This is a genomic window from Microcystis sp. M015S2, from assembly GCF_020245945.1.
Taxonomy (GTDB): domain Bacteria; phylum Cyanobacteriota; class Cyanobacteriia; order Cyanobacteriales; family Microcystaceae; genus Microcystis.
On the sequence record NZ_JADBTX010000077.1, the window covers coordinates 1 to 24,946 of the forward strand.

General features: G+C 44.1%; 24 protein-coding genes and 1 pseudogene. 7 read left to right on the forward strand and 18 right to left on the reverse strand.

Features of this window, described 5'->3' with window-relative positions; translation table 11 throughout:
* Positions 1 to 117: pseudogene (locus IM473_RS14350) on the forward strand (IS1 family transposase); the annotation flags it as partial.
* A 598-nt stretch (positions 118 to 715) separates the two neighbouring features.
* Here IM473_RS14350 and IM473_RS14355 read toward each other — a convergent pair.
* The 7 genes from IM473_RS14355 to phaA all read right to left on the reverse strand — a co-directional run bounded on the left by IM473_RS14355 (position 716) and on the right by phaA (position 9,107).
* The gene (locus tag IM473_RS14355) at positions 716 to 1,903 is read right to left on the reverse strand and encodes an FtsW/RodA/SpoVE family cell cycle protein (RefSeq protein WP_287660239.1); all 1,188 of its coding nucleotides are present in this window, start codon (positions 1,901 to 1,903) and stop codon (positions 716 to 718) included.
* A 71-nt stretch (positions 1,904 to 1,974) separates the two neighbouring features.
* Positions 1,975 to 2,919: an isoaspartyl peptidase/L-asparaginase gene (locus tag IM473_RS14360; protein WP_287660237.1), complete on the reverse strand. Its 945-nt coding sequence runs from the start codon at positions 2,917 to 2,919 to the stop codon at positions 1,975 to 1,977.
* A gap of 262 nt (positions 2,920 to 3,181) precedes the next feature.
* Positions 3,182 to 4,399, reverse strand: coding sequence for a geranylgeranyl reductase (gene chlP, locus IM473_RS14365; protein ID WP_002735532.1), 1,218 nt, complete (start codon positions 4,397 to 4,399; stop codon positions 3,182 to 3,184).
* 224 nt (positions 4,400 to 4,623) lie between these two features.
* Complete coding sequence (locus tag IM473_RS14370; protein WP_287660236.1) at positions 4,624 to 5,718, reverse strand: class III poly(R)-hydroxyalkanoic acid synthase subunit PhaC; 1,095 nt, start codon at positions 5,716 to 5,718, stop codon at positions 4,624 to 4,626.
* A gap of 158 nt (positions 5,719 to 5,876) precedes the next feature.
* Positions 5,877 to 6,872: a class III poly(R)-hydroxyalkanoic acid synthase subunit PhaE gene (gene phaE / locus IM473_RS14375; RefSeq protein ID WP_287660235.1), complete on the reverse strand. Its 996-nt coding sequence runs from the start codon at positions 6,870 to 6,872 to the stop codon at positions 5,877 to 5,879.
* A 315-nt stretch (positions 6,873 to 7,187) separates the two neighbouring features.
* Entirely contained in the window at positions 7,188 to 7,904 is a 717-nt protein-coding gene (gene phaB, locus IM473_RS14380) for an acetoacetyl-CoA reductase PhaB (RefSeq protein ID WP_287660234.1), read from the reverse strand.
* 12 nt (positions 7,905 to 7,916) lie between these two features.
* Positions 7,917 to 9,107 carry an acetyl-CoA acetyltransferase PhaA gene (gene phaA, locus IM473_RS14385; protein WP_287660233.1) on the reverse strand — a complete coding sequence of 397 codons (1,191 nt, stop codon included), beginning with the start codon at positions 9,105 to 9,107 and terminating at the stop codon, positions 7,917 to 7,919.
* 220 nt (positions 9,108 to 9,327) lie between these two features.
* Here phaA and IM473_RS14390 point away from each other — a divergent pair, with 220 nt between their 5' ends.
* Together IM473_RS14390 and psbQ are read left to right on the forward strand one after the other, a co-directional pair.
* Positions 9,328 to 10,458, forward strand: coding sequence for an FAD-dependent oxidoreductase (locus IM473_RS14390; protein WP_287660231.1), 1,131 nt, complete (start codon positions 9,328 to 9,330; stop codon positions 10,456 to 10,458).
* A gap of 238 nt (positions 10,459 to 10,696) precedes the next feature.
* Entirely contained in the window at positions 10,697 to 11,137 is a 441-nt protein-coding gene (psbQ, locus tag IM473_RS14395) for a photosystem II protein PsbQ (RefSeq protein ID WP_002784828.1), read from the forward strand.
* A gap of 63 nt (positions 11,138 to 11,200) precedes the next feature.
* Here the strand turns inward: psbQ and IM473_RS14400 are convergent, their stop codons facing one another.
* Both IM473_RS14400 and IM473_RS14405 read right to left on the reverse strand, forming a co-directional pair.
* The gene (locus IM473_RS14400; RefSeq protein ID WP_002790976.1) at positions 11,201 to 11,500 is read right to left on the reverse strand and encodes a 2Fe-2S iron-sulfur cluster-binding protein; all 300 of its coding nucleotides are present in this window, start codon (positions 11,498 to 11,500) and stop codon (positions 11,201 to 11,203) included.
* Positions 11,501 to 11,543: 43 nt separating this feature from the next.
* The gene (locus IM473_RS14405) at positions 11,544 to 12,803 is read right to left on the reverse strand and encodes a phosphopantothenoylcysteine decarboxylase domain-containing protein (RefSeq protein ID WP_287660230.1); all 1,260 of its coding nucleotides are present in this window, start codon (positions 12,801 to 12,803) and stop codon (positions 11,544 to 11,546) included.
* A 188-nt stretch (positions 12,804 to 12,991) separates the two neighbouring features.
* Between IM473_RS14405 and IM473_RS14410 the strand changes: the two genes are divergently transcribed.
* A complete protein-coding gene (locus tag IM473_RS14410; RefSeq protein WP_287660229.1) occupies positions 12,992 to 13,933 on the forward strand; it encodes a DUF1517 domain-containing protein in 942 nt (313 codons plus the stop codon).
* A gap of 510 nt (positions 13,934 to 14,443) precedes the next feature.
* Here the strand turns inward: IM473_RS14410 and IM473_RS14415 are convergent.
* The 5 genes from IM473_RS14415 to IM473_RS14435 form a co-directional block, all read right to left on the reverse strand.
* Positions 14,444 to 16,162, reverse strand: a complete 1,719-nt coding sequence (locus tag IM473_RS14415; protein WP_287660228.1) for a methyltransferase domain-containing protein — start codon at positions 16,160 to 16,162, stop codon at positions 14,444 to 14,446.
* 175 nt (positions 16,163 to 16,337) lie between these two features.
* Positions 16,338 to 16,706: a SpoIIAA family protein gene (locus IM473_RS14420; RefSeq protein WP_287660227.1), complete on the reverse strand. Its 369-nt coding sequence runs from the start codon at positions 16,704 to 16,706 to the stop codon at positions 16,338 to 16,340.
* A gap of 99 nt (positions 16,707 to 16,805) precedes the next feature.
* Positions 16,806 to 16,982: a papain fold toxin domain-containing protein gene (locus tag IM473_RS14425; RefSeq protein ID WP_287660226.1), complete on the reverse strand. Its 177-nt coding sequence runs from the start codon at positions 16,980 to 16,982 to the stop codon at positions 16,806 to 16,808.
* Positions 16,983 to 17,254: 272 nt separating this feature from the next.
* Positions 17,255 to 17,512 carry a hypothetical protein gene (locus tag IM473_RS14430; RefSeq protein WP_079209336.1) on the reverse strand — a complete coding sequence of 86 codons (258 nt, stop codon included), beginning with the start codon at positions 17,510 to 17,512 and terminating at the stop codon, positions 17,255 to 17,257.
* Positions 17,493 to 17,768 carry a BrnT family toxin gene (locus IM473_RS14435; protein ID WP_185238515.1) on the reverse strand — a complete coding sequence of 92 codons (276 nt, stop codon included), beginning with the start codon at positions 17,766 to 17,768 and terminating at the stop codon, positions 17,493 to 17,495. Before IM473_RS14435 ends, IM473_RS14430 begins: the two co-directional genes overlap by 20 nt.
* Before the next feature lie 194 nt (positions 17,769 to 17,962).
* Between IM473_RS14435 and IM473_RS14440 the strand changes: the two genes are divergently transcribed.
* Positions 17,963 to 18,607 (forward strand): DUF4082 domain-containing protein, encoded by a 645-nt coding sequence (locus IM473_RS14440; RefSeq protein ID WP_287660225.1) that lies wholly within the window; start codon positions 17,963 to 17,965, stop codon positions 18,605 to 18,607.
* A 321-nt stretch (positions 18,608 to 18,928) separates the two neighbouring features.
* Here IM473_RS14440 and IM473_RS14445 read toward each other — a convergent pair whose 3' ends face one another.
* Together IM473_RS14445 and gltX are read right to left on the reverse strand one after the other, a co-directional pair.
* Complete coding sequence (locus IM473_RS14445; protein ID WP_002747623.1) at positions 18,929 to 20,011, reverse strand: ATP-dependent 6-phosphofructokinase; 1,083 nt, start codon at positions 20,009 to 20,011, stop codon at positions 18,929 to 18,931.
* A 261-nt stretch (positions 20,012 to 20,272) separates the two neighbouring features.
* A complete protein-coding gene (gene gltX, locus IM473_RS14450) occupies positions 20,273 to 21,715 on the reverse strand; it encodes a glutamate--tRNA ligase (protein ID WP_287660224.1) in 1,443 nt (480 codons plus the stop codon).
* 296 nt (positions 21,716 to 22,011) lie between these two features.
* Here gltX and IM473_RS14455 point away from each other — a divergent pair, with 296 nt between their 5' ends.
* Positions 22,012 to 22,299 carry a hypothetical protein gene (locus IM473_RS14455; RefSeq protein ID WP_287660223.1) on the forward strand — a complete coding sequence of 96 codons (288 nt, stop codon included), beginning with the start codon at positions 22,012 to 22,014 and terminating at the stop codon, positions 22,297 to 22,299.
* Positions 22,300 to 22,446: 147 nt separating this feature from the next.
* Here IM473_RS14455 and IM473_RS14460 read toward each other — a convergent pair whose 3' ends face one another.
* Complete coding sequence (locus IM473_RS14460) at positions 22,447 to 22,923, reverse strand: NAD(P)H-quinone oxidoreductase subunit N (RefSeq protein WP_002747620.1); 477 nt, start codon at positions 22,921 to 22,923, stop codon at positions 22,447 to 22,449.
* Between the two features lie 290 nt (positions 22,924 to 23,213).
* Between IM473_RS14460 and IM473_RS14465 the strand changes: the two genes are divergently transcribed.
* Positions 23,214 to 24,083 (forward strand): ABC transporter permease, encoded by an 870-nt coding sequence (locus IM473_RS14465; protein ID WP_287660222.1) that lies wholly within the window; start codon positions 23,214 to 23,216, stop codon positions 24,081 to 24,083.
* Positions 24,084 to 24,132: 49 nt separating this feature from the next.
* Here IM473_RS14465 and phoU read toward each other — a convergent pair whose 3' ends face one another.
* The gene (gene phoU, locus IM473_RS14470) at positions 24,133 to 24,801 is read right to left on the reverse strand and encodes a phosphate signaling complex protein PhoU (RefSeq protein ID WP_287660221.1); all 669 of its coding nucleotides are present in this window, start codon (positions 24,799 to 24,801) and stop codon (positions 24,133 to 24,135) included.
* Positions 24,802 to 24,946 lie beyond the last annotated feature (145 nt).

Genomic DNA, 24,946 nt, shown 5'->3' on the forward strand with positions numbered 1-24,946 from the left:
CTAGCCCGATTGCATCGCAAAACACTCTGCTATTCTAAGTCTACAGAAATGTTAGGATACTCTATTCGTTTATTAATTCATTATCTGAAGTTTCAAGAAGTGCCTATTCCTTACTGATTCATAGCTTAATTCAGCAACGCCTGTTTTTATTTATTCTCTCTGCTCTCCTTCTCCCCTCTCTCCCCCAACACCCACGAATTCCGTTGACAGCAGCATACTTTGTGCTTTTTGTCAAAAAAACTTTTTTTTTGCAACAAAACTACACAAAAAAAAGATCATCGTTGTGGGTGAAATTGACTCATTTACCTGTCTTAATTAGGATTACCTTCTATATGTGGCAAGGGTTTCAAGCGTTGCTGTCCAAAAAGGCACAAGATAGGCCATTATGAAATTCAGTAAAATCGATGTAACCATCATAACATCGTTGTTAAATAAAAATCTTTCTCAATTAATTTTTAAGAATTTGTAAATATTGCGAAATGTTAATTCAAATATTCTCAAGTTTTTGGAGTCAGTACATAATTTTTGCTTATCTTTGTCGAACATTGGGTTAGGAGTCGGTCGTCAGGAGATAGGGTGATAGGGTTTTGGGGTTTTGGGGTGTTAGGGTTTTGGGGTGATAGGGTGATAGGGTGATAGGGTGATAGGGTGATGAGACAGCTTCCCCACTTCATAATTCATAATTCATAATTCATAATTCATAATTCCCAACCCATCACCGATCACCGAAAACCGAGACAGTTTTCTGAGGACTTTTTTTACTGGTGGGAACTGGATCGGGGTCATTTTCTTCCCTAGCCACGCGGATTAAGAGGGCTGCTAAAAAGAGACTGGCTAAACTGGAACTGCCGCCATAGCTAAAGAGAGGGAAAGGTAGGCCCGTAGTGGGTAAAGAACCAGTGGCCACACCGATATTTAACAGGGATTGACCGATTAAAATTACCATCGCCCCGATCGCCACTAATTTTTTGATGCGATGACGACATTTAACCGCCACGATCAGGGCGAGAGTAGCGTAGAGAAATAGCATGATTAACAGTAAAATACCGCCAATAAAACCAAATTCCTCGCCAAAGACAGCGAAAATAAAATCCGTATCCGGGAAGGGTAGATAAAATAATTTTTGTTGGGATAAACCGTAACCGCTGCCGGTGGTTCCGCCAGAACCGATCGCCAGTAAACTCTGCACTAATTGATAACCATCACCCCGGGGATCCTGCCAGGGGTCTAAGAAAGATAAAATCCGTTTTCTCTGGTATTCGCGGAAAGTAACACTAACCACGGCCATAGTTACACCCAGTAAAGCGGTGCTGGTCATGTAGGATAAAGGCAGACCAGAGGCAAGAGCGATCAACCAGAGAGTTATACCGCACAGAGCAGTGGTACTCAAATTAGGTTGTAAGAGGATGCCCGCTAGAATTAGCCCGAAAATAGCGATCCAAGTTAACCGTTGATTGACATTTAAACGCGGCCAACCCCCGAAAACCGCCGCCCCTTGCAGGACGAGAAACGGTTTCATAAATTCCGACGGTTGCAAGAGAATCGGGCCGATTTTAATCCAACGGGTGGCACCATTGATATTAGCTCCCAAACCGGGGATGAGAGTGATCAAAATTAATCCTAAAACTAATAAAATCATCCAGGGGGCGATTTTGAGGAGTTTCTCGATCGGCAATCGCACCAGGAAATTAAAGCCAATTAAGCCAATCCAAAGCCAGATTAATTGGCGAATAAAATAGTATAGTCCGTTATCAAAGCGACTGTCAGCCAGAGCGTAGGAAGCGGAAAAAAGCACCACTAACCCGACTAACAGCCACAAAAAAGTCATCCAGCGCAATAATCGCGCCTCGGCTGACCAGTTTTTCACATCGGGGTCAAAAATAGGAATAATATATTGCCACACGGAGATTTTTCGAGAAGAAGTATCTTGCACAGATTAACCGAGAAGACTAGGCTCGATCGCGGTTTGTTCCACTATCTGGGAGCCAGATGACCGATTAAACCCGCGTTTTCACCGTGCCATTCTAGGGTATCACCGATCGCCTGACCGTCGTGATAGGCAGCCAAGAGAATTTCCGCCGTTTTCCCCCAAACAATATTCCCCTGACGATCAAGGGAAATCATGCCCAGATCCCGACCATTAGTTTGGGATTCCTGCATGGACTTCTCCACGGCAGCGGCTAGGGAAAAACCATCGGTGACGCGAATGACCACCTTAGCGGCTAAACACTCATCGATAATATCTTCCCCGACCCCCGTACAACTTACTCCGGCCCATGGATTTGCATAATTGCCAGCCGGCATCGCACTGTCACTAACGCGACCGATTCTTTCTAATCCCTTACCTCCGGTAGAAGTTCCGGCGGCGATGTCTCCTTGTTGATCAAGAGCTACTACCCCGATAGTTCCCCGTTGCGCTGACGAGTCGGCGAATAAACGGGCCATTTTGCGATTAAAATTCGTCTTTCTTTCCTCCATCCATTCTTGAATCCGATAATCGGTTAGGGGATCATAGAGGGGAATTTGTAATTCTCGGGCCAGATCTGCAGCCCCAATTTCCGAGAGAATGCGATCCTCTTGACTTTGGAGAAATTGAGCCAGGCTAATGGGATTCTGTACCCGCGAGACGTTAATGACACCGCTTAAACGCTGGTGACGACCATCCATCAAGGCTGCACTCATTCGCACCTGACCGTCCGATTGCACCACCGAACCGGTCCCGGCATTAAATCGCGGTTCATCCTCCAGTAACATACACCCTTTTGTCACCGCTTCCACAGCACTAGCACCATTGTCAAGGAGGTTGTAAATATTCTTAACAATCCCCCGGAGAGAATCGCGCACTGATTCTAAACCACCTTTATCCTCTAGGGAACTCGCTCCCCCATGAATAATTAACTTCGGATTTACTCTGGTCATCGAAAAATTGAGTCCGAAACCCCGTCTCTTGAGGACGGCTTTACCATTAAATAGTAGCGCATTTACACCATATATCTTGACTTCCCCTTTAACAAAAGGGCATAAACTGTACTGTCAGCTGCCCGCGCATTTAAATTATGAACAGCTTATCAAATATTTTTTCGACATTTTTGTTTGAATTAGAGAAGATAGGAAGAAACAACCCAAAAGAAAACCCAACCACCGCGATAGGGAGATTGGGTTTTCTGGTTATCAATTGATTTTAAGGAGCTAAAGCGTTACCGCGCAGGAGAGAACCGATGGTTTTAGCAGTAATCTTCATCTGTACGAGAGGATTAGCGGGAACAACGGTTTTATAGAGATAACTGTCAAAAGTCATCTTCTGTACGTCCTTATCGGAACACATTTCCACAAAAGCTTCCCGGGTGGCATCGGTACGGTAGAAAACCCGTTGCAGGATATCTAACACCAGATAGGTCATACCGTATTTCTTATCCCAACGCTTCAGGTAGAGTTTTAACTCGTCCTCTGTGGGAATACGTTGGCCGCCGTTAGTGACTTCGACAATGGTTTCCGCACACATCCGCGCCGATTTAGCGGCGAAATAGATGCCTTCTCCCGAAGACTTAGTAACTGTTCCGGCGGCATCGCCAACGAGGGCCACGCGACCGACTACACGACGAGGACGGGGATGTTCGGGGATGGGGTGAGCCTCCACCCGGATGATTTCGCCACCTTCGAGACGACGGGCCGCACGAGCGCGAATACCGGCTTGTAGGTCTTTAATCATGGCTTTATTGACCTTCATTGTGCCAGTACCGACGGCGACGTGATCGTATTTGGGGAATACCCAAGCGTAGAAGTCGGGGGATACGTCTTTTCCTACATACATTTCCGCCAGATCTTCGTAGTAGGCCATTTTATCTTGGGGAAGACGGATGCGTTCTTGGAAAGCGATCGCATAGTTGTAATCCCCAGCATCAATAGCTTTAGCAATGCGGGAATTAGCACCGTCGGCGCCGATAACCACATCCACCTTCAGAGATTTCATTTCCCCTTGGGAATTGCCGTGGGAGTGATCGGCGTAGTGTAGGGTATAGGGATCGGTGCTATTGGTGGGAATGTCGAGACCGTAAACGGTTCCGTTGATTAAATGCGCTCCTAATTTATGGGCGCGTTCTCTCATAAAACCGTCGAGGACTTCCCGACGACACATTCCGATATATTCGTCTTGATTATCGAGATTAATATCGACTTCGACGTTCGAGGGGGAGATCATTTTCATTTTTCTCACCCGGCGATCGATAATTTCAGGAGGTAGGTCAAATTCGCTCACCATACAGAGAGGAATCGCTCCACCACAGGGTTTAGCATTATCTAATTTGCGTTCAAATAAATAGGTTTCAATGCCTGCTTTAGCTAATGTTTCTGCCGCCGAAGAACCGGCCGGCCCTGAACCCACAACAGCGACTCTTAACACTCAGGTTTTCTCCTACATACTTACGAGCGAGTACGCTTTGCAGTGTACCACAGGGGTTTAGCCGAAAGGAACGATATCCTCCGATTCTGCCCGATCTTGCAACAGTGCTTAACATCCTCTGTTACAAAAGTTTATTTTACTGCCCGTAGATGTTTTTTTATCGATGTGTTGTATTGTGTTACACCCCTCTCCCAAATTGGAAAAGGGGATAGCTGCGAGGATTGTTAAGCTCTTGCTTTCAACCAATCGCTAATAGCGGGGGGTAAATCCCGTTGCACTTTGCCACTGACATACATTCCGATATGTCCGACCGGGAAAGCACAAGCGGTATAGTCAGAAGTACCGATATAATTCCCTAAAGCGAGGGAAGAAGCGGGAGGTACAAGGTGATCTTTATCCGCATAAAGATTGAGAATTGGCATGGTCAGATTGTGTAAATCTACCCGTTTATCTCCTAACATCACTTCCCCTTTAATCAGTTTATTTTGCTGATAGAAATCCTTGAGAAACTGTCGATAGGATTCTCCCGCTTGGTCAGGACTATCAAAAATCCATTTTTCCATACGCAGAAAATTAACTAATTTTGATTCGTCTTCCATGATGTCAGGAAAATCAAGGTATTTCTGATAACCTAACTGTAAAGGTTTCAATTCCAGAAACTCTAAGTTGAGAAAATCTCCCGGGATATTGCCCATAGAATCTACCATTAAATCGATGTCTAATGCTTCGGCTCCCAAGGAACACCCCCCACGCATATTTAAGAGGGTCTCGGTTTGATAAAAGTCCACCGGTGTCACCATTGTCACCAGATTTTTTATCTTATCAGGATAGAGGGAACTATAGCATAAACTAAAGGTTCCCCCCTGACAGATTCCTAACAGATTAATTTTGTCGAGATGGTGACTTTGACGAATAAAATCGACGCAATTATCGACATAACCATTGATATAATCATCAAGGGTTAACCAGCGATCGCTTCTGGTGGGATATCCCCAATCAATTAAGTAGATATCTAAGCCTAATTTCAGCAGATTGGCCACTAAAGAACGCCCTTCCTGTAAATCTACCATGTAGGGACGATTGACCAAAGCATAAACCATCAGCAAGGGAATCTCGAAGGGTTTTTCGACCACGGGTTTAAAGTGGTAGAGAATGATTTTATCTTCCCGATAAACTGCTTCTTTTTCCGAGACTCCACACTGAATATCTTCTTCTTTAACTCGTTTGAGATTGTCTAAACCTTTGAGATTTTTTTGAGTTAATTCTAGATAATCTTGGGTAAAATCTTCCAGTTTCACTTGCGTCAAAAATGACCACATAATTTAATTCTCCTAGGGAAGTGGGGATTTTTCAGTGAGCAGTGAACAGTAATCAGTGAAAAGAAAGTTCCGAAGTTTTCACCTAACACTATATACTTAAAACTGCAATCCGATAACTGATAACTGATAACTGATAACTGATTGTCAAGCACAATTAACTAATTGTTACTTTCTATTTCTTTTTTTTCTCCTAAAGCTTTTTTGAGACTTTTTACCTCTTTGCGTAATTCATAGATAGTCCGATGAATTTCATCGACTTCGCTGCGGGTAGGCAGATTCATCGAACGCAGGTAAATTTCCATCAAATCCTGCTGTTTGAGGCGATAATCATTGAGGGAATTAATAAATTTTCCCCTTACTTTTAGGTTTTCTGGTTGACAAAAAGCCTTTTCAAAAATATCATCAGCGACAACACTCCACACATCTTGAAATTCTCGCCAATCCTTGACAGGTTGACCTTTTTCTGCTAAGAAAACTAATTTTTTAGTTAAAGCTTCAAAGGATTTCACTTGAATATCAGCCAGCACAATTTGATAGTTAATACTAGCCTGATAAAGAATGCGCCAAGTTTCAAAACTATCGAGTAATTTGCGGTTAAATTCTCGTGGCAATCCCAATAAAGGCATCTGTAACCATTGGCCAAAAGTTTCATCATAAAACTTCTGCCAATAGATATTATTGAGTTCGATCAAGGAAGAAGTGTTACCTAACCAAGCTTTGGTTATTGTCTCATTTGACAGCACTAAAGGATCGAACCATAAATGATTGAGACTTTGCAATTGTTGCAGGTAAATTGTCCATAGTTGACTGACATCTTGACTACTTTGGGAAGTGGTGGTAGTAAAACTATTCAGTTGACCGCGCATCTGTTGGGTATAATTATCTAAAATTGTTTGCCAGTCTTCTCCTGTTTGCATTTTCGGGAAGATACTTTCCCAAGCTTCCATCGATAATTTTAGGAATTTGATCAATAAATCCCGATTATCAAAATAGCGCTGGGTTGCCTCTTGCAATTCTGGTTTAATATTGCCCATAGGAGTCGGTATCGCCCCCATCATATCAAACCAACTTGACCACATTTTTGCCCCAGTTTCCGTCCAAAGATTGACGTAATCGGCGGCCATCTCACTCCAAGCTTGTGTCGGTTTATCCATTATTTTTGCCCTTTTACTTTAACTCTAATTTCTCTAGTTTACTAACCCACTCTACACCCGATAACTGATAAGTAGTCGTGTAAAATTAATTTCCTAGTCGAGACTCCGAGACAGAAGACAGATAACTGATAACTTACCCACTGATAACTGATTAAGCACAATTATTTGTAGGATGGGTTAGCGGTAGCGTAACATAATCGGGCGTTGGGTTTCATGCTTCAACCCAACCTACGTTCATCTTATATTTAATTCCATCCACCTACTTAACTTACCCACTGATAACTTACCCACTGATAACTGATAACTGATAACTGATTAGGTGTGATGGGCCCCATTAACTCTGAGGACTTCTCCAGAGACATAACTGCTGGCAATGGGAGAGAGTAAATAAGCAGTTGCCCAGGCGATATCTGCGGGTTCACCGAAGCGACGACAGGGAATTTCGGCGGTGATTTTATCGCGAACTTTCTCGGGAATCGCTAAAGTCATTTCCGTGTTAATAAACCCCGGCGCAATCGCATTGGCGCGAATATTATAACGGGCAGCTTCTCGCGCTAGGGATTTGACTAAACCGATAACTGCCGCTTTTGTAGCCGCGTAATTAGTTTGGCCGGCATTACCGCGATCACCGGAAATAGAACTAATACAAACGATCGATCCCGCTTGTCGTTCGTACATTCCCTCAATAAACGGCTTAATCGTGTGATTAACCCCTTTTAGGTTGACATTAATCACTAAATCCCAATCTAGCGGCGTTAATTTAGGGAAAAAGTTATCTCTGGTAATCCCCGCGTTAGCGACGATACCGTAAACCGGTCCCAATTCCGCTTCAATTTGTTGAGCTGCCGCTTCCATGGATTCCAACTTAGTCACGTCGGCGACAATGCCTAAACCCTGGGGATTATCGGTGACTAAATCCGTGTAAGCCACCTTGGCCCCCAAATCTATCAAAAGAGAGACAATAGCCGCCCCAATGCCTCGATTTCCGCCGGTAACGACGATAACTTTTTCCTCTAGTCCGAGAGATACCATAGCTTTTTCCTCCTAAACTCTTTCAATTGCGATCGCTGTTCCGCCACCGGTCCCATGACAGATGGCCCCCATACCGAGGGTTTTATCCTGTACTTTCAACGCGTTAATTAACGTCACCAGAATCCGCGCACCGGAAGCACCGATGGGATGACCTAATGCGATCGCGCCACCGTGAACGTTTTGTTTTTCCCTAGCTAACCCCAGATCCATCTCAAAAAGCAGATTATTTAAGGCAAAAGCTTCGTTATTTTCCACTAAATCGAAATCTTCGATCGTTTTATTGAGAGATGCCAGTAATTTTTTCACCGCCAGGACGGGGAATTCTGGGAAGCGATCGGTTTTTCCAGCACCCACAGCGCCGCCAAGGATTTTGGCAATTGGTTTTAAACCGTACTGATCCACAGCTTTTTGACTGGCTAAAAGGATAGCGGCAGCCCCATCGGAAATCTGACTACTATTCCCTGCGGTTAAAACTCCCGACGGATTAAAAGCCGGCCGCAGTTTTCCTAAACCTTCCGGGGTACTATCGGCACGAATACCCTCATCTTGATCAAGAATTGTGGAACCTTTCTTAGATTTAAGCTCAATTGGCACGATTTCGCCCTTAAACCAGCCTTTTTCTGTGGCTGTGGCCGCTCTTTGGTGGGATAAGGCGGCAATTTCGTCCAATGCTTGCCGAGAAACCCCGCGATCGAGACAGAGGCGATCGACTTGGGAACCCATGCCCTCAGTCGTGGTAGCATCGGTTAAGCCATCGTGCAGTAATAAATCGGTTAATTGTTCCGGCGCACCCATGAGGAATTTATAACCCCACCGGGCCCGATGGGAGAGAAAAAAGCCGGTTTGGGACATGGATTCAATACCACCAGCGAGGACGAGAGCCGCTTCTCCGGCGCGAATTGAGGTGGCAGCGTTACTAACGGCAATCATTCCCGAAGAACAAACCATATCCACCCGATATCCGTCCACAGTTACGGGAATTCCCGCTTTAATCGCCGCTTGTCGGGGAATTAACTGACCATGACCCGATCCCAAAACATTGCCGAAAATGTACAAATCTAGGGCTTCTGGGGGCAAATTAGCGATTTCTAGGGCGGATTTCATCACTGTTGCCCCTAAATCGGCCGGGGATAATCCCATCAATCCCCCACCAAAACGACCAATTGGAGTCCGGACAGCGGCCACGATATAAACTTCTTGCATAGACTTCTCTCTATTGGGAAGCGAAGATAATAGATAGAATTTACTTAAGAATATCGAGTCCGAAAAGATCAAAATCCCAATTGACTGTCATTGGTTACAAGTTCCTGGCCTCGATGCCTTGAGTTTTTGTCTATCTACTCTCGATCTTGCAACAGAATTTCTGTGTCAGAAGATATATTCATTAGAATTTAACTTTTCCGGCAGCAATCCCCTTTTTTTTATGGATTTAGTCAAGCGCCTGGTTTTTATCGGTGGTGGTCACAGTCATGCGATCGCCCTTCGTCTTTGGGGGCAATCACCCCTAAAAAACGTTCAATTAACTTTAATTAGCGATGTCACCCATACCCCCTATTCGGGAATGTTACCCGGCCACATCGCCGGTTTTTATGATTTTGCTGAGACTCATATCGATTTACCTTCTCTAGCTAGGTATTCTCAAGCGCAATTCTGTTTAAACAAGGCTAATTTTATAGATACGGAAAAATGTCAAGTAATTTGTCATAATTCTTCACCGATTCCCTTTGATTATCTCTCGATCGATATCGGCAGCATCCCAGCAGTAGATAATGTTATCGGTGCTAAAGAATACGCTATTCCCGCCAAACCGGTGCCGATTTTTCGGGAAGGATGGCAAGAAATCCTCAAAAAAGCGGTTAGTAACCCTAATAATCCTCTCAATATCGTCATTGTTGGTGGTGGCGCGGGCGGGGTAGAATTAGCTTTAAATATGCAGTCCCGTTTGGCCAAAATTCTCAACTCTAGCAGTAATTTGAATTTGTCTCTAATTCATCGAGGAAAAAAACTACTACCAGGCCATAATAATTGGGTCGGTCAACGTTTAGAGAATATTTTTAAACAAAAGGGAATTAGAGTATATTTATCAACGGATGTGACGGCAGTGCAAGCAGATCGGATTATCTGTTCATCGGGTTTAGTTTTACCCATGGATTATACAATTTGGGTAACGACTGCCTCGGCCCCTAGTTGGATTAAAGCGTCAGGATTACTGACAGATGAAAAAGGGTTTATTTTAGTGAATAATTATCTGCAATCCCTGTCTCATCCCCATATTTTTGCCGTGGGAGATATTGCCACGATTCCAGATTATCCTCGTCCGAAAGCGGGAGTTTTTGCCGTCCGACAAGGAAAACCCCTATTCGATAATTTAGCAAGAATTCTGCAAAATCAGCCATTAAAACCCTATTTTCCCCAGAAAAATTATCTGAGTTTAATCGGCACAGGAGACCAACAAGCGATCGCATCTTGGGGCGGTTTTGGCTGGCAATCACCGTTATTATGGTCATGGAAAGATCGGATCGATCGAGCTTTTATGAAACAGTTTAAGCTGTAATCAATAAGTAGGTAGGTGTTAAAAATTATCAGACACCCCCCTTATCAAGGGGGGATTAAGGGGGGATCAGAGGCAAAATTGCTGATTATCGTCCAATAACACCGAGTTACTGTCAAGGCCGTTGGGAGTAAAATCTGATTTGGGAATCCCACAACCTGATAAAGTAAAAATCGTCCCGATACCTTGACTGGTTAAGGGAGAGAACGTCAATAGTTTGTTAAATAGTACATATAAACCAATGCCACGTCTTCGCTCGATTATTTCCCTAGTTTTAGTCCTAGTTACTACCCTGCTGGTTAGTTGCAGTGGTCCCCAAGCAACTATCCCCACCGTCTATAGTCCCCAAAAAATCGAACAGTTACAGGTTTACATACAACCCATAGAAGGATTTCGCGAAAAAATGAGCGTTTTGCAAGACCTCATCGCTGACAAAAATTGGGTAGATACTCGCACCTATATCCATGGTCCTTTGGGGCAATTGCGTCAGGAAATGGTAGGATTATCCCGTAATTTACTGCCCAAAGACCAAGAAAAGGCCAAGCAGTTAGCGAAAAATCTTTTCGTTCACTTTGAACGTATCGATGCGGCAGCCAAAGAAAAAGATGCTAGTCTCGCTGCTACTCAATTCCAAGAAGCATTAAAAGACTTCGATGCTTTCTTAAATATTGTTCCTAGTTAGTTTGTATCAGTGATCGGTGATCAGTGATCACCGATCGGGCCGCAGCTCAAAAACCGATAAATGCTATTTTGGTTTAGTTTGGACGCTAATAGGGCCATTAACCATGGTTTGACAGGCTAAACGATAATTTTCGGGTTTTTTCTTCAGACAGCGCTGTTCAAAGTCGGTTTTAGCCGAGAGATTTTCCATCCCCTCAACAATTGCCACTATACAAGTACCACACTGACCGTAACCGCCACAATTCATCAATTTACCGCCAAAAGTGTAGATATCAACGCCATTCTGGATTGCTTTCTCTCGTAAATTCGCCCCATCTGCCGCTACCACGATCTTATTCTCTTTGACGAAGTTGATGTTACCCATGACTGTGTTACCCTAAATTTTTGCAAATTAATATTAAAAAATATTAAATTTTTTTGATTGTAACATTTTTGGCTCGCTCTTCTAAATATTCGGCGATGCCAATAGCGATCGCTTTTTTACCGATAAATTTCCCCAGTGCCGCTTTTGTGACCAAATAAGCCACCTGTTCCCCGTGATCGCCCTTTTCCTCACCCCGATTAGCAATGACCGCCTGATAGCCCTTTTCTAGGCGTTTACGGGCGATTTCCAGTAACTCCTCCTGACTGACTCCCTCCTGATACTTGAAAGTCACCATCTCTAAATCGGGAAATTTTTCTCTCACCTTGTCAATCACTTTTTCCGTCGGCACAAAATTAAGGTTTAACTGCCTTCCACTGGGAATCTTACCAGAAAAAGGACTTTCTAAGCGATAATCTGCCACTGATGCCGAAAAAATCCCAAATTTATAATCTTTACTCTCTAATTCTCCCATCACCTTCCCTAGATACTCGTCATAAGTTTCAATGATTTCATGGGGTAAATAAGCAGGGGGTGTATAGCTGCCGCGTCCGTGGATTAACTGCACCTTGGCCCCGCGCAGGTATAATTCTTCTGCAATAGCGACTCCTAATTGTCCAGTAAAACGATTAGTTAAACGACGGATATTATCGATAATCACGGGTGTGGGTCCACCGGTGACTAAAATCGCCATATTTTTCAGTACAGAATTACTGAGAATCCCACAGGCTGCCACGGTAATCTCTTTTTCCCCGGGGAGATTGTGTTTACCGTAATCATCCCGGGGTGGCATAATCTCAACTCCCCAGCGATCGAGAGTTTGCAAAGATTCGCTCAGAATAGCATTATGTAAACTGCCGTGCATGGTGGGGACAAGCAGAATTTTAGTTTTTCCCTTTTCCTGTCGTCCCAAGGCCGAGGCCAAGCATGAAGTGATCACTCCGTCAGCGATTCCGTAACGAAACTTATTAATCGTGTTATAGGTAGCGGGGGCGACTAAATAAAGATCAAAGGGAGATTGATCGCTTAAATGTTCTGCTTTTGCCGTTAATTGGCTAATTACGGGATTAACCGTACTCCATTCCAAAGCTTCCCTAGTAACGTATCTTAAAGCTTCTTCCGAGACAAAAGCCACGACTGTAGCCCCGAATTTCCGCAAAGATCGGGCAATTAGCGGCGCTTTCATGGCCGCAATCCCTCCCGTTACCAGTAAAGCAATCCGTTTACCCCAGAGATGATGACTTTCTAAGGGTACTTCGCGATCGCCTAAGTCCGAATCCGTGGGAGGGGAGAAATTCCAAGTCATAAATTTGGGGGTGGGGGTTTTGTCAGTGATCAGTAAACAGTAAACAGTAAACAGTGAACTGAAAACTCAAATCTGATCACTGATAACTGATCACTGATGACTGATTCGGTTATCCCTATTCGGGATTTGTCTATCTCTGAGGGAGAAACTGGTTATCCTAGTAAATAAAGGGTTGCTTCGGTGTTCTTATGATTGACAAAATTTTAACTAAAGTTCGATCGCTTGCCAAGCCGCTATTAGTTCTAGGATTAGTGACAACGCTGATTTTCGGTTCTATTCCCAGTGCTTTGGCGGCATCGGGGGGTAGAATGGGTGGCGGTAGTTTTCGCGCCCCTAGTCGCAGTATTAGCCCTTCTAGAGGTGGTGGTTACAGTTCCCCCGGTTACGGTGGAGGTATTGGTTTTCCCTTCCTCTTACCCTTCTTTTGGGGTGGTGGTGGCGGTGGCTTAATATCTCTGTTAATCTTTTTTGCTATTGCCAATTTCCTCGTTAATGCTTTCCGTAATGGTGGAGGCAGTGATGAAAACGGTATGACGATAGAATCCGGTTATGAAACCGTCTCCGTGGCTAAAGTACAGGTGGGTTTGTTGGCTAATGCCCGTTATCTGCAAAAAGAATTAAATCAAATCGCCCTAACTGTGGATACTAGCACCTCCGAGGGACGCGTCGAAGTCTTACAAGAATCGGCCCTCGCCCTGTTGCGTCATCCGGAATACTGGGTTTATGGTAACGTCGATTGCCAACAAACCAGCCTCAGCAGTGCAGAAGCGAAGTTTAATCAGTGGTCTCTCAACGAACGCGGTAAACTAACGGCGGAAACCTTAACTAATTACAATAATCAATTGCGTCAAGGTTCTAGAGAAAATATTTTACCCGAATCGGCTGGAGAATTAGCTAAAACCGCACCGGAAGGCTATATTTTGGTGACTATTTTAGCCGGCATTGTTGGTAAATTTTCCCTAGCCAAAATTAATGATTCCCAAGACTTGAAACAGGCCCTGCAACAAATTGGTAGTATGGGAGGCGATCGACTTTTAGCAGTAGAAGTGATTTGGACTCCCCAAAGCGAGGGTGATATTCTCAGTCAAGATGACATTCTCGCCAATTATCCCGATCTGAAATTAGTGTAATTTGTCGGGGATAATCCCAGATATTGGCTAAAATCTCCCTTTGACAGGGAGATTTTTTGATTATTAACCAATTGCTCCCATGCTGCGATTTTAGGGTGGGTTAGTGACAGCGTAACCCACTCTAAGGGGCTACTTCATCGGGGAGATAGAGTTAAATAAATAAATGATGATATAATTTTCCTTCTTGCCGCCATTGCTATAACCACTCTATTTCTTTAGGTGCCATTGGGCTAGGGTCTTTGTCCTGCTTACCTATGAATGAAAGAAGATTAGTTAGGGCTTGCTGAAAATTACTGGAAGCCTTACTAGAAAACGATTTTAGCACTTTTTTAGCCCAAAAATCGCCAGAAATAAACGTCGAGAAATCGAAATAGGGACTCAAAACCCTGGCACTTTCCAGACGTGCAAGGTCATTCTGTTATTCTGACTTCCCCTCCCGACGACTGGCTACTGACTCCTAACCCCACCAATAAACTTTTTTAGCAGACCCTACCTATGAATGAAAGAAGATTAGTTAACATTCTCATGTAACTCTGGAACCCGTTGCCATAATTCTTGGGTTAAACGGGGTAATTCGTCCCGCATCTGACAATACCAATCCCTTCGCTGGCGGTAATGTTGGGCCAGTAAGCGATTTTGCTTGACCCATTGATAGGCATTGTTGGCCAGTTGTTGCCGAAAAGAAGGATTTTCAATTAATTGTCGTAATTGTGCAGAAAATTCAGTTAAAGAATCATAAATTAAACCCGTTTCACCGGATTGAATAGACGCTTCATACACCGTGGGACTAGCTAAAACGGTCACGCCATGACCCGCACATTCAATAAACTTTAAATCAGATTTCATACTATTAAAGGCTGTCGGATTGAGGGGCAACAAGGCAATATCACAGGTTCTTAATAGGGCTTGATACCGCTCATAATCACAAAAGGGTTCAAAAGCTTTATTGGTAATGGCTAATGCCTCAAAAAATTCTCGATCATGAATCACCTGGGCAGAGATTTGCTCTCCGTAGTCGGCTAAGACTTGATTGAGGGTGGGTAAAATAGCTTGCCAGTCTGCTTGACGATTTAAGGCTCCAAAAAAGAGCTTAACGGTATTATTTTGGGGATATTGCCGTTGGGGGGGAAGATAGGCCAATTGATTGGGAAAAACAGCCACATTGGGATTAATGGTACGAAAAAATGCTGCTAACGGCTCTGTGGTGGTTTGAATACCATGACAAGCCCGATAGGTTAAAAATTGATTTTGTTCATGTTCTGGCCAAAAACGGGGATCATCATCCATTTCAGCAATAATTAAATAATCTTTGGCTAAAAGGTCCTGAATTTTGGCAAGTTCATCCGGTTGTAAAGCTCCCCGTTGCCAAATAAAGATTTTTTCCTCCTCTGGCCGGGCAATTCCTAAATCCGCCGATTTAACACTGGAAACGGTTCTTACACCAGGAATGGTGGCACTGAACTGATCCGGTTCTAAGACCCGGACGCGATCGCAAGCCAGGGGAACCATCATCATTGTTTGAATCAGTAAAGGGCGAGGTGCTTGGGTAGATTTTAAGGCTCTGACTACATATTGAAAGGCTCCTGTTTGAATTGCAAATTGTTCGGCATTAATGCCCAGGGATTGAAGGGTGGGAGCCAATAGTTTTTGAGCAGTTTGAAAATTCTCATTTTTCTGTCCTCGTGTCTGAATCTCATAAATTTGTAATCCTGCTTCAGCAAACCATTTTTTAATACTCAATAACGTAAAAAAACGCAAATGAGTGCGGTCTAATAACCCTTCATCTTCATATTCCCAGACTCCTCTTAACAGATTAATTAGAATACTCCAATGTTGAATATTGGGAATACAGGCTAGGACTTGGCCAGCGGGTTGAAGCCAAGTAATTTGCTGATTTAATACTCGCCAGGGGTCTTGTAAATGTTCTAAAACGTCACCATAAATCAAACAATCTACGCTATTAGGCAGAATGATAGTCCCTAAATCCAATGCTTCGACATTGCCGACAATGACTTGATCCAACCGAGTTTTCGCAATTTCGGCCGCTTGGGCATTCAGTTCGATGCCTATATAATTAGCATTTGGATTAATTTTCTTATAATACTGCCCCAACGCGCCCGTGCCGCAACCCACTTCCACAATCACCGAGGCATCTGGCGGTAATAAGCGCAATAGGTCAGGATTCACCCGGTCATAGTAGTCCAGATTGGTAAGGGAAGTGATCGGCATTTCTCTCTTCAACTCAGTTGCTCAAAACAACACAATAGGGACTTAATTTTGTTAAGTCCCCAGATAGTATATCAGTTAAACAGGAGACCACTAGCGGTAGTGTAGAGATGTAGATTTTCTCTGGTCTTGAAGATGACAACAAACCTCAAAGCCTATCCGGTCGACCTGAAGAGAATCAGGAGTCGCCTAATACCCATTGGGTCGCTACCTCTGTTTCACCCCAAGGAAACTGCCTGACTTCAGCCGCGACAAAGTGGGAAGCCAGACTTTCAATCAGTTTAACCAGAGTGGAATCAGTCACTACGGCCACTTTACTGACGTACTTGTGATGGTCGCGTATCAGCCGGAAATGAGCGACCAAGGCGCCAAAACTCTCCCAACCAGTGAACTCGGGAACTTCAATGATCACGCCAGCAAGGCCGCCAGTGGCTTCAATGTGGGGATCCACTGCCTCCGCAATCTTGACAAAATCTTCCGCCGCAAGTGCAGATGTAGGTCGCATATAGAGAATGCTATGCGCCGCGTCTAAATTATAATCTATCATAGTTTGCCTCTCCCAAATGGTCGAAGTCTAACTATATGCTATCACAAATAGACGGTTTCACCAGAATTACTAGACGAGCTATAGTCCCGACATTGTAGCTTATAAACTCTTCACTTTGGCAATGAAAATCTTTAGCCAATCCTCTCGTTTCATTCCTTGAGGAGACAGATGATCAAATACTCTTCCCCTTACTTCTACCCCATAGTGTTTTCCATTGATCGTAATTGATTGATCGATCATTCCCCACGCGATCGCTGATGAGATAATCTTGATCATGATAGCGCGTTTTCGGTTCGATCACTTTCCCCTCAATTTCGTTGTCTGTTAGCCACTGCACATTGATAAAGCTCAAATTTACCGACAATCTTGCCAATTTCTTGAGCAATTTGGGAATCGGTTAACTTAACCACTCTCTCACTCCCAAATCAAAGCTGGTATCCCTAGTCTATCAGCTAGTTGGTGCGAGGGAATCTTCCCCTGTCAATCCCTAAGCTAGGGAGAGGAATGTAAAGATTTATTAAATTGTAGCGTAGGATACTTTGACCCCACTAAACAGTATTGGCTATTCTGCTAGATTGAATTGCACGGAGTTTTTCAACGCAAACCATCTTGATCCAATCCTGACGATTCATGTTCTGCAATTGACACTCTACATCTATGCTTCGTAGTAATTCCGGGGGAAAATCAAGATTAATCTGTTGCTTAACCTGAAAATTACCTGTGAAATGCTCAGAGACATCTTTCCCTAGATGTGCTTGTTGAGCAATTTCCTCAATATCTTTAATTTCAGTTGACTGTTTCCTCATAGCTTTTGCGCTCCTGTTTAGTTGATTTCCAAGCGGTGACAACCCAAATGTAATCACCGACTTCATCGACTCTGTATTCTACGATGAATGTTGTTAACGTTCCGCCCGCAAAGCCAACAATCCGATATTGTTCTGGCTGCTCAGAGCGTTGGTCTTCGATGTAAGGTTTGTAAAGCAGATCGTTTAACCGAGTCAAGTCAATGTCACGTTCTGTTAAAACTCGCTGTCGTTTGGCTTCATCCCATTGAATACGCATGAGACACCCGAAATCAATGGAGAAAAATTATTTTCACCCATTCTATACTAATCTATCGCTCCCGAAGGCAAGGGATAGTTAGGGAAAGAAATATAAAGATTTATAAAATTGTAGCTTAGGATACAGATTGGGGGGGGTAATGTGTATTATTGTCTCGTTTCTTTTTTAAGTTTCAGCAAGAAAAAGAGGTTAAAATGCTCAAAAACTCAGCCGCCATCTCTGCTCTAGTCGTTCCTTTTTTATTGTTTCCGACTCAAGCTCAAGCGATCGTCGCTTTACAAAGCTTTACGGGTGGTTCTGTGTTCACAAGTATTGGTCTAACGCACAGGACCATAGGATGGTCATTTACCGCTAATGACAATCTCTCGGTAACTTCTTTAGGGCTATGGGATGAAACTCCGGCAGACCCTTTAGGGCAATCTCATCAGGTTGGTTTATGGAGTTCAACTGGAACTCTGCTCGGTTCCGCTACTATTCAAACCAATAGTCCATTAACCGGTAGCTTTCGCTATGCGGCGATCACGCCAGTGGCTTTGACCAGCGGGTTAACGTATTTTCTAGGTTCAGAAGTTTATGAACCTTTTTCTGATGGATATACAACTGGTGCTAGTTCGATCGTCACAGCCCCAGAAATTACCTTTTTAGGCACGGCAGTTAACAATTCGGCTGGTGGTTTCTCTTTCCCTTCTAACACTGGATCTGGCAATGGCCGTTTCGGTCCTAATTTTCAGTTTCAAGTTATCTCTACATCTGTTCCCGAACCCACCTCTACCCTCGGCTTCCTAGCCCTCGGCACCCTCGGTGCAGCTTCAACCCTCAAACGCAAACTCAAACCATAAAAGTAGGCTAAATTGCTGACAAAAATACCATAAATGCCCCTTCATTCAGTCAGTTGAGGGGGTTTTATGTTTTGCCTGTGCTTCTACTTATTAAATTTTATTAATTAATTGCTCAAAAGTAGTTTCTTGTGGTAGAAAAAGATTTTTTGTACCGATAGGGTAAAATTTAATAGATATTGTAATTTTATGCCATAAAGGAAGTTAATTACAGCAGTTATATTAATGGTGAAATAACTTCTTTATTTGAGGGGTAATTTTAATCGGTGGGGAAAGGGCGATACTTAAGGGTTAATTCTCGCACCGATTCCCCTAGATTTAATCTCAATCCCCTAGACAAATACCCAAACCCCTGGCGGTTTTGACTAAAGTTTCTTCGGGATCGACGACGCGATAGGTTTTAATCGCCTCCTCAATGGGAACACTGACCACTTGCCGATTTTGCCAGGCCACCATGCGATCGAATTCCCTCCTGGCGATCAGATCCACGGCCGCCACGCCAAAAGCCGCCCCCAGTAAGCGATCCATCGGAGAAGGAATACCCCCCCGTTGAATGTGGCCCAGGAAAGTCACTCTCGTTTCGGCCCCGGTTTCCCTGGCAACTTCTTCGGCTAAATAGCGACCGATACCCCCGAGACGATCTTCTCCTAGGGCTTCCTTTTGCACTAGGCGATTGCCAGTTTCGGTACGCACAGCCTCGGAGACAATAATCAGAGAAAACTGTTTATCCATACGCTGCCGTTGCCGGATCTTCTCGCAGACCTTCTCTAATCGGTAGGGAATTTCGGGAATGAGAATGATATCGGCCCCTCCCGCAATACCGGCAGCCAGGGCGATATGGCCGGCATCTCTACCCATAACTTCTAGGATCATCACCCGGTTATGACTAGCGGCGGTAAAATGGAGGCGATCGAGGGCTTCTGTGGCGATATTAGTAGCTGTATCGAAGCCGATGGAGACTTCTGTCGCTCCCACATCATTATCGATGGTTTTTGGGATACCAATCAGATTAATGCCTCCCTGTTGGGCAATACGGCGCAAAATCGCCAGACTACCATCGCCACCGATGCCGATCAGGGCATCCAGTCCCAGACTATGATAGCCGTCGATGATGTCCTGAGAGCGATCGATCAGGGTTCCATCGGGCATCGGGAAAGCGAAGGGATCCCCCTTATTGGTAGTACCGAGAATTGTTCCTCCCATCACCAACAGGCGATCGACTCCTTCAATATCAAAGATAGTGGTTTTGGGGGGACGGCTAATTAATCCGTTAGTTGCTTCTCGAATACCCACCACTTCCCAGCCATAATTGCCACTGGCATGGTGGACAACGGCACGAATGGCGGCATTTAAACCCGCACAGTCGCCACCACTGGTGAGAATTCCAATGCGTTTTTTTTCACCCATAGGTTTTTGTCAGGAGATTAACAAATCTATATTTAGGGAAAAGTTGCGGATAATGCCTAAAAATTAAGAAAGTTTCTAGATCGCCCCTGACAGTTAGGGGAAAAAACCGAAAAATCTGCCCCCGTCCCCTCAGTAATCGATCACGAGCAGGGTATGCAGGGCGACACGGATTCCCATTATACTAGAAATTATATAGCAATTCTAGGGAATTTGTCAACCCTAATATACAAGAAATTTTCTGATAACTGATAGCCAGTCAATTTAACTATTTACTGCTTGCTGAAGACGGGATAGATCCCAACCTTTTTGATTGAGAAGTAGCCAAGACTGCATTAAATCCGGACCGTGTAACTCCCCCATCAAAGCGGCGCGTAGAGACTTCATCACCAGACCTTTTTTAACCCGATGGGCTTTAGTTGTGGTCTCCACAATTTCCTTAGCAACTTCTCCAGTTAAATTGGGAGTAATAGCGGCGAGAATATCCTTGATAATATCCTTAACTCCCTCTAATTGTAATTGACTTAAAGCCTCCTGATTATAATTAGCCAGAGGGGTTAAAAGTAAGCGACTTTCAGCGACAGCATCGCTTAAACGAGTTAAACTCGGACCGATGAGAGTAGCCAAACCGATCAACCAAGCTCGATCGGTTTCAGCATCAAAATTGTACCCTGCTTCTTGCCAGTAGGGGAAAAGTAAAGGCACTAATTCCTCACCGGTTAAACGATGGAGATATTGACTATTAATCCAATCCAATTTAGTCCAGTCAAATTTGGCCCCCGCTTTATTTACCCGTTCTAAACTAAACACTTCAGCGGCCGCTTCAAGGGTAAAAATTTCTTCAGTGGAATCGGGAGGAGTCCAACCGAGGAGAGTCATGTAATTAACCAAAGCTTGCGGCAAAAAACCCAGTTTTCGGAAATCATCGATCGAAGTGACTCCATCCCGTTTAGATAACTTGCGACCCTCCTGATTTAAGATTAAAGGAGTGTGGGCAAACTCCGGCACTTTTGCCCCCAAAGCTTCGTATAAAAGAATTTGTTTAGCCGTATTAGCGATGTGATCTTCCCCACGAATAACATGGGTAATTGCCATATCAATATCATCAACAACTACCGCTAAATTATAGAGAGGCTGACCGAAGTTTTCTTCCCCATTTTCTGGGGTACGAGCGATCACCATATCGCCACCTAAATCACTACCTTTCCAGATAACTTTTTCCCGGATTAAATCCTGCCAAATAATTTCTCGATCGTCATCAATAATAAAACGAATTACTGCTTTTCTCCCCGCTTGCTCGAATTGCGCTTGTTGTTCGGGGGTGAGATAACGGTGACGATTATCGTAACGGGGGGCAAGATTGCGGGCTTTTTGTTCTTCCCGCATTTTTTCCAATTCTTCCGGGGTACAATAACAACGATAGGCTAAACCTCGATCGAGCAGGGTTTGAATGGCCTGACGATAATAATTAAGGCGTTGAGTTTGAAAAAAAGGACCTTCATCCCAATTCAGTCCTAACCATTGTAGGCCCGCTTGAATATTTTCCGTATATTCTGGTCGAGAACGTTCTAAATCTGTATCTTCCACGCGCAAGATAAATTTACCCCGGTGATGACGGGCAAAAAGCCAGTTAAACACGGCTGTGCGTGCTGTTCCAATGTGTAAATTTCCCGTGGGACTGGGGGCAATACGAACTCTAACTGTCACGATCTAACTCCTAGGTTTTTTGCGGCAACGATATCCCATATTATGGCAAATTCACCTAGGTCAACTGGCAAAATTAAGACAGTTTTCAGCCAGGTTTGCCAGCAGCAATTATCAGTTCTTTTGTACCGATTAAGCTGGGAGTGTTAGGCCTGAGTAACCGCACTGGGGAATCGAAGAACAATAAAACATCTTGGGGAATGTAAGAATATATAAAAGTATGTGAAGATGTGCGGAATGTCGTTTATAAATTTTGGAGATATCTATTGGTTTTATCTCTGAGGTTGCGATTAATCACAATGTTTGGAACTCTATTATCTTCGATTTTGCTTACCCAGTCTGATTATTTCCATCTGACTCCCACTAATAAGGTGGCAGTGGAGAGAAGAATTGTCGAAAAAAGTTTTGGTTCCGATCCTCAGATTAATCCTAGCGAAATCTCTAGTATTTTGAATCTTCAGCCCCAATGTGGTAAGAATCCTGCTAATTCTCAGATTCAATGCACTTGGAAAGAAGGAAATAGACAGATAAAAGCCTATTGGTTAAAACCTTGGCGCTTTCAGCGCTGGGAATCTACGGGATTCTAGCTATATCTTGAGATAATATCAGTTCTCAAAATGGATAGCTACCAAAGGGTAAGGGAGGAACAACAAACTCTCAAGAATTGAAGTTTCCCTCTCTGGGGAGAGGGTTTGAGGCAGAGATATTTCAATAACCGTGTTATTTCGGTAATTCTAGGCAGCGATTAAAGATTTGCTCAAAGGTTGCCAACGGAAATATCTTTCCCCACCCAATTCGAGGACAAATTTTAACCGGGGTTCCTGTTGACTAAGATTAATTAAGTATTGTTTTTCTTCCGAGGATAAAACAAAACTTTCAATAATCCAAATCACTAAACCTTTAGATTTGGGGGGTAAATTTTCCAATTGATAGGTAGCAATGGGAGGAATAAAATAAACCGGTCCCACGGCTGCTTCCCGACCGATATTTTTTTTACCCAAATGGGGGGGACGGACTCCATGAATGCCGGTAAGATAGGCACTTAAATCGCCTAGACCTCTAGCAGTGATATGCAGGACATTGTAACCAGTGGCCCGTAAACGTCTTTGATAGCGTCCCTCGTAACCTCCTTCTAAGGGTGCGTAAACACCTAAAGCGCCGTATTGTTCCAGATCGCGAATAAATGGTTTTCCTGTGGTCAGTAGTGCCATAGCTAGTAAAAAAATCTTTTTCCCTATAATCGCACGTTTTGTTAAGTTGTGCGTCAGCTGAACAAAGAAAGACTTAAGATCAAAGATAGAGAGAGACAATCGCTACTCTCCCAAGGAGGCAATATGTTTCACGATCTCCTTTATCCCAACGGACTGCTTTATATCCTCATTAAACTAACTGTTTTAGCTTTAGCAGTCTTGCTCTGGTTTATGGTCGTTTCGGCCCCAGCTGTTTGAAAAAACACTGCTCTTGTACAATTAGCGTTCTATGCAATGGCTAAATTTTGTCGATGACTCCTGTTAAATTGCCGATCGATCCTTTTCTGAAACCCAACCTAACTACTAAGCTCCTAGGGGTTGGGTTGGTATTGACAATTATTTTTATCCTGATTGCCCTGTTTTCGCCCCTTCTGCAAGCGATCGGCCTGATTCAGGATTCAACCGACATTTTAAGCAATTATCCCCTACAAGCCCCCAGTTACGCCCATTGGTTCGGGACGAATGTGCGCGGTTATGATGTCTTTTCCCGCACCCTATTCGGGGCCCGGGCGGCCTTGTCCGTGGTATTTTTGGCCACAGGATTATCTTTGGTCATCGGGGTTCCTTTAGGGTTAATTAGCGGTTATTTGGGGGGTAAGCTTGATCGCGTTCTCCTCTTTCTCATGGATACCCTCTACACCTTGCCAGGGTTATTATTGTCGGTGGCTCTCGCCTTCGTCTTGGGTCGTGGTATCGTCAATGTAGCCATCGCTGTTAGCATTGCCTATATTCCCCAATATTTTCGCGTGGTCAGAAATCAAACCGCCAGCGTTAAAAATGAGTTATTTATCGAAGCGGCACGAGCGATCGGTGCCAGTCCTAGCCGTATATTATCAAAATATCTTTTCTTTAATGTCGTCCAGAGTGTCCCGGTTCTTTTTACCCTCAACGCGGCGGATGCGATCCTTGTTTTAGGCGGTTTAGGCTTTTTAGGCTTAGGATTACCGGAAGAAGTGGCTGAATGGGGTCATGATCTCAAGGAAGCTTTGGCGGATTTATCTACAGGCATCTGGTGGACCACTTTATTCCCCGGATTAGCAATGACCACGATGGTGGTGGGTTTATCCCTCTTGGGAGAGGGGTTAAGTGAAATTGTAAACCCCCTGAGTCGTAAACGCTAAAAGCGAAGGCCAGAGTTCGAGAGAAATCATCTCAGGAGCCTCCACACCCTCAGCCTCTCTGTCCGGTAACGATGTAAGATACCCTTTGGGCGATATTGGTGGCGTGATCGGCCATACGTTCCAGATGACGGATTAGTAAAGCCATCAGCAGGATTGGTTCCACCACACCTTTGATATCTCTTTGATGGGCGAGAGTGTGATAAAGATAGTCATAGGCTCGATCGACCGTATTATCTAGTTCTTTGACCTTTGGACCTGCTTCTTGATCGAGGTCAGCCAGAGCAACCAGACTCGTGGCTAACATATACTGAGCATGGTGGGACATGGCCTCGATCTCACTCATACAATCGTGGGGAGTATAGGCGAATAACTTGAGTGCTATTTCGGCTAAATCCTTGGCATAATCGCCGATCCGTTCCAAATCGCGCACTAATTGCATAAAAGCACTTAAAAGCCGCAAATCTTGGGCTACGGGAGCCTGTAGAGTCATGAGAGTGGCACAATCTAACTCGATTTGACGGTAGTAGCGATCGATTTCCTTATCGAGGGGGGCGATTTTTTTCGCCATTTCCAAATCCCCAGCAAAGAGGGATTGATGGCTAAGACGAAAGGATTCTTCGACCAAGGTTCCCATTCTCAGCACATCCTGCTCCAATCGCTGGAGAGAACGAGCGAAATAGGTGCGATCGGGATGATTGGTTTCTTTGGATAGGCTCACGGTCAGATTCGCTTAACATAAAACTACTCTTTCTCTACAGTGATAACAAGAAAATTTTCGATTTTGTACAGTTGTCTAGAGAACTTGACAGAATTTTTTCTCCCCTCTCCCCAATTCATAATTCATAATTCATAATTCATAATTC

What these genes read in the sequence shown, in the direction of transcription:
- IM473_RS14360 (WP_287660237.1), bottom strand. Translation starts at nt 2,919, where the DNA reads ATGACCAGAGTAAATCCGAAGTTAATTATTCATGGGGGAGCGAGTTCC.
- IM473_RS14370 (WP_287660236.1), bottom strand. Translation starts at nt 5,718, where the DNA reads ATGTGGTCATTTTTGACGCAAGTGAAACTGGAAGATTTTACCCAAGAT.
- phaE (WP_287660235.1), bottom strand. Translation starts at nt 6,872, where the DNA reads ATGGATAAACCGACACAAGCTTGGAGTGAGATGGCCGCCGATTACGTC.
- phaB (WP_287660234.1), bottom strand. Translation starts at nt 7,904, where the DNA reads ATGGTATCTCTCGGACTAGAGGAAAAAGTTATCGTCGTTACCGGCGGA.
- phaA (WP_287660233.1), bottom strand. Translation starts at nt 9,107, where the DNA reads ATGCAAGAAGTTTATATCGTGGCCGCTGTCCGGACTCCAATTGGTCGT.
- IM473_RS14390 (WP_287660231.1), top strand. Translation starts at nt 9,328, where the DNA reads ATGGATTTAGTCAAGCGCCTGGTTTTTATCGGTGGTGGTCACAGTCAT.
- psbQ (WP_002784828.1), top strand. Translation starts at nt 10,697, where the DNA reads ATGCCACGTCTTCGCTCGATTATTTCCCTAGTTTTAGTCCTAGTTACT.
- IM473_RS14400 (WP_002790976.1), bottom strand. Translation starts at nt 11,500, where the DNA reads ATGGGTAACATCAACTTCGTCAAAGAGAATAAGATCGTGGTAGCGGCA.
- IM473_RS14405 (WP_287660230.1), bottom strand. Translation starts at nt 12,803, where the DNA reads ATGACTTGGAATTTCTCCCCTCCCACGGATTCGGACTTAGGCGATCGC.
- IM473_RS14410 (WP_287660229.1), top strand. Translation starts at nt 12,992, where the DNA reads ATGATTGACAAAATTTTAACTAAAGTTCGATCGCTTGCCAAGCCGCTA.
- IM473_RS14415 (WP_287660228.1), bottom strand. Translation starts at nt 16,162, where the DNA reads ATGCCGATCACTTCCCTTACCAATCTGGACTACTATGACCGGGTGAAT.
- IM473_RS14420 (WP_287660227.1), bottom strand. Translation starts at nt 16,706, where the DNA reads ATGATAGATTATAATTTAGACGCGGCGCATAGCATTCTCTATATGCGA.
- IM473_RS14425 (WP_287660226.1), bottom strand. Translation starts at nt 16,982, where the DNA reads ATGATCAAGATTATCTCATCAGCGATCGCGTGGGGAATGATCGATCAA.
- IM473_RS14430 (WP_079209336.1), bottom strand. Translation starts at nt 17,512, where the DNA reads ATGAGGAAACAGTCAACTGAAATTAAAGATATTGAGGAAATTGCTCAA.
- IM473_RS14435 (WP_185238515.1), bottom strand. Translation starts at nt 17,768, where the DNA reads ATGCGTATTCAATGGGATGAAGCCAAACGACAGCGAGTTTTAACAGAA.
- IM473_RS14440 (WP_287660225.1), top strand. Translation starts at nt 17,963, where the DNA reads ATGCTCAAAAACTCAGCCGCCATCTCTGCTCTAGTCGTTCCTTTTTTA.
- IM473_RS14445 (WP_002747623.1), bottom strand. Translation starts at nt 20,011, where the DNA reads ATGGGTGAAAAAAAACGCATTGGAATTCTCACCAGTGGTGGCGACTGT.
- IM473_RS14455 (WP_287660223.1), top strand. Translation starts at nt 22,012, where the DNA reads ATGTTTGGAACTCTATTATCTTCGATTTTGCTTACCCAGTCTGATTAT.
- IM473_RS14460 (WP_002747620.1), bottom strand. Translation starts at nt 22,923, where the DNA reads ATGGCACTACTGACCACAGGAAAACCATTTATTCGCGATCTGGAACAA.
- IM473_RS14465 (WP_287660222.1), top strand. Translation starts at nt 23,214, where the DNA reads ATGACTCCTGTTAAATTGCCGATCGATCCTTTTCTGAAACCCAACCTA.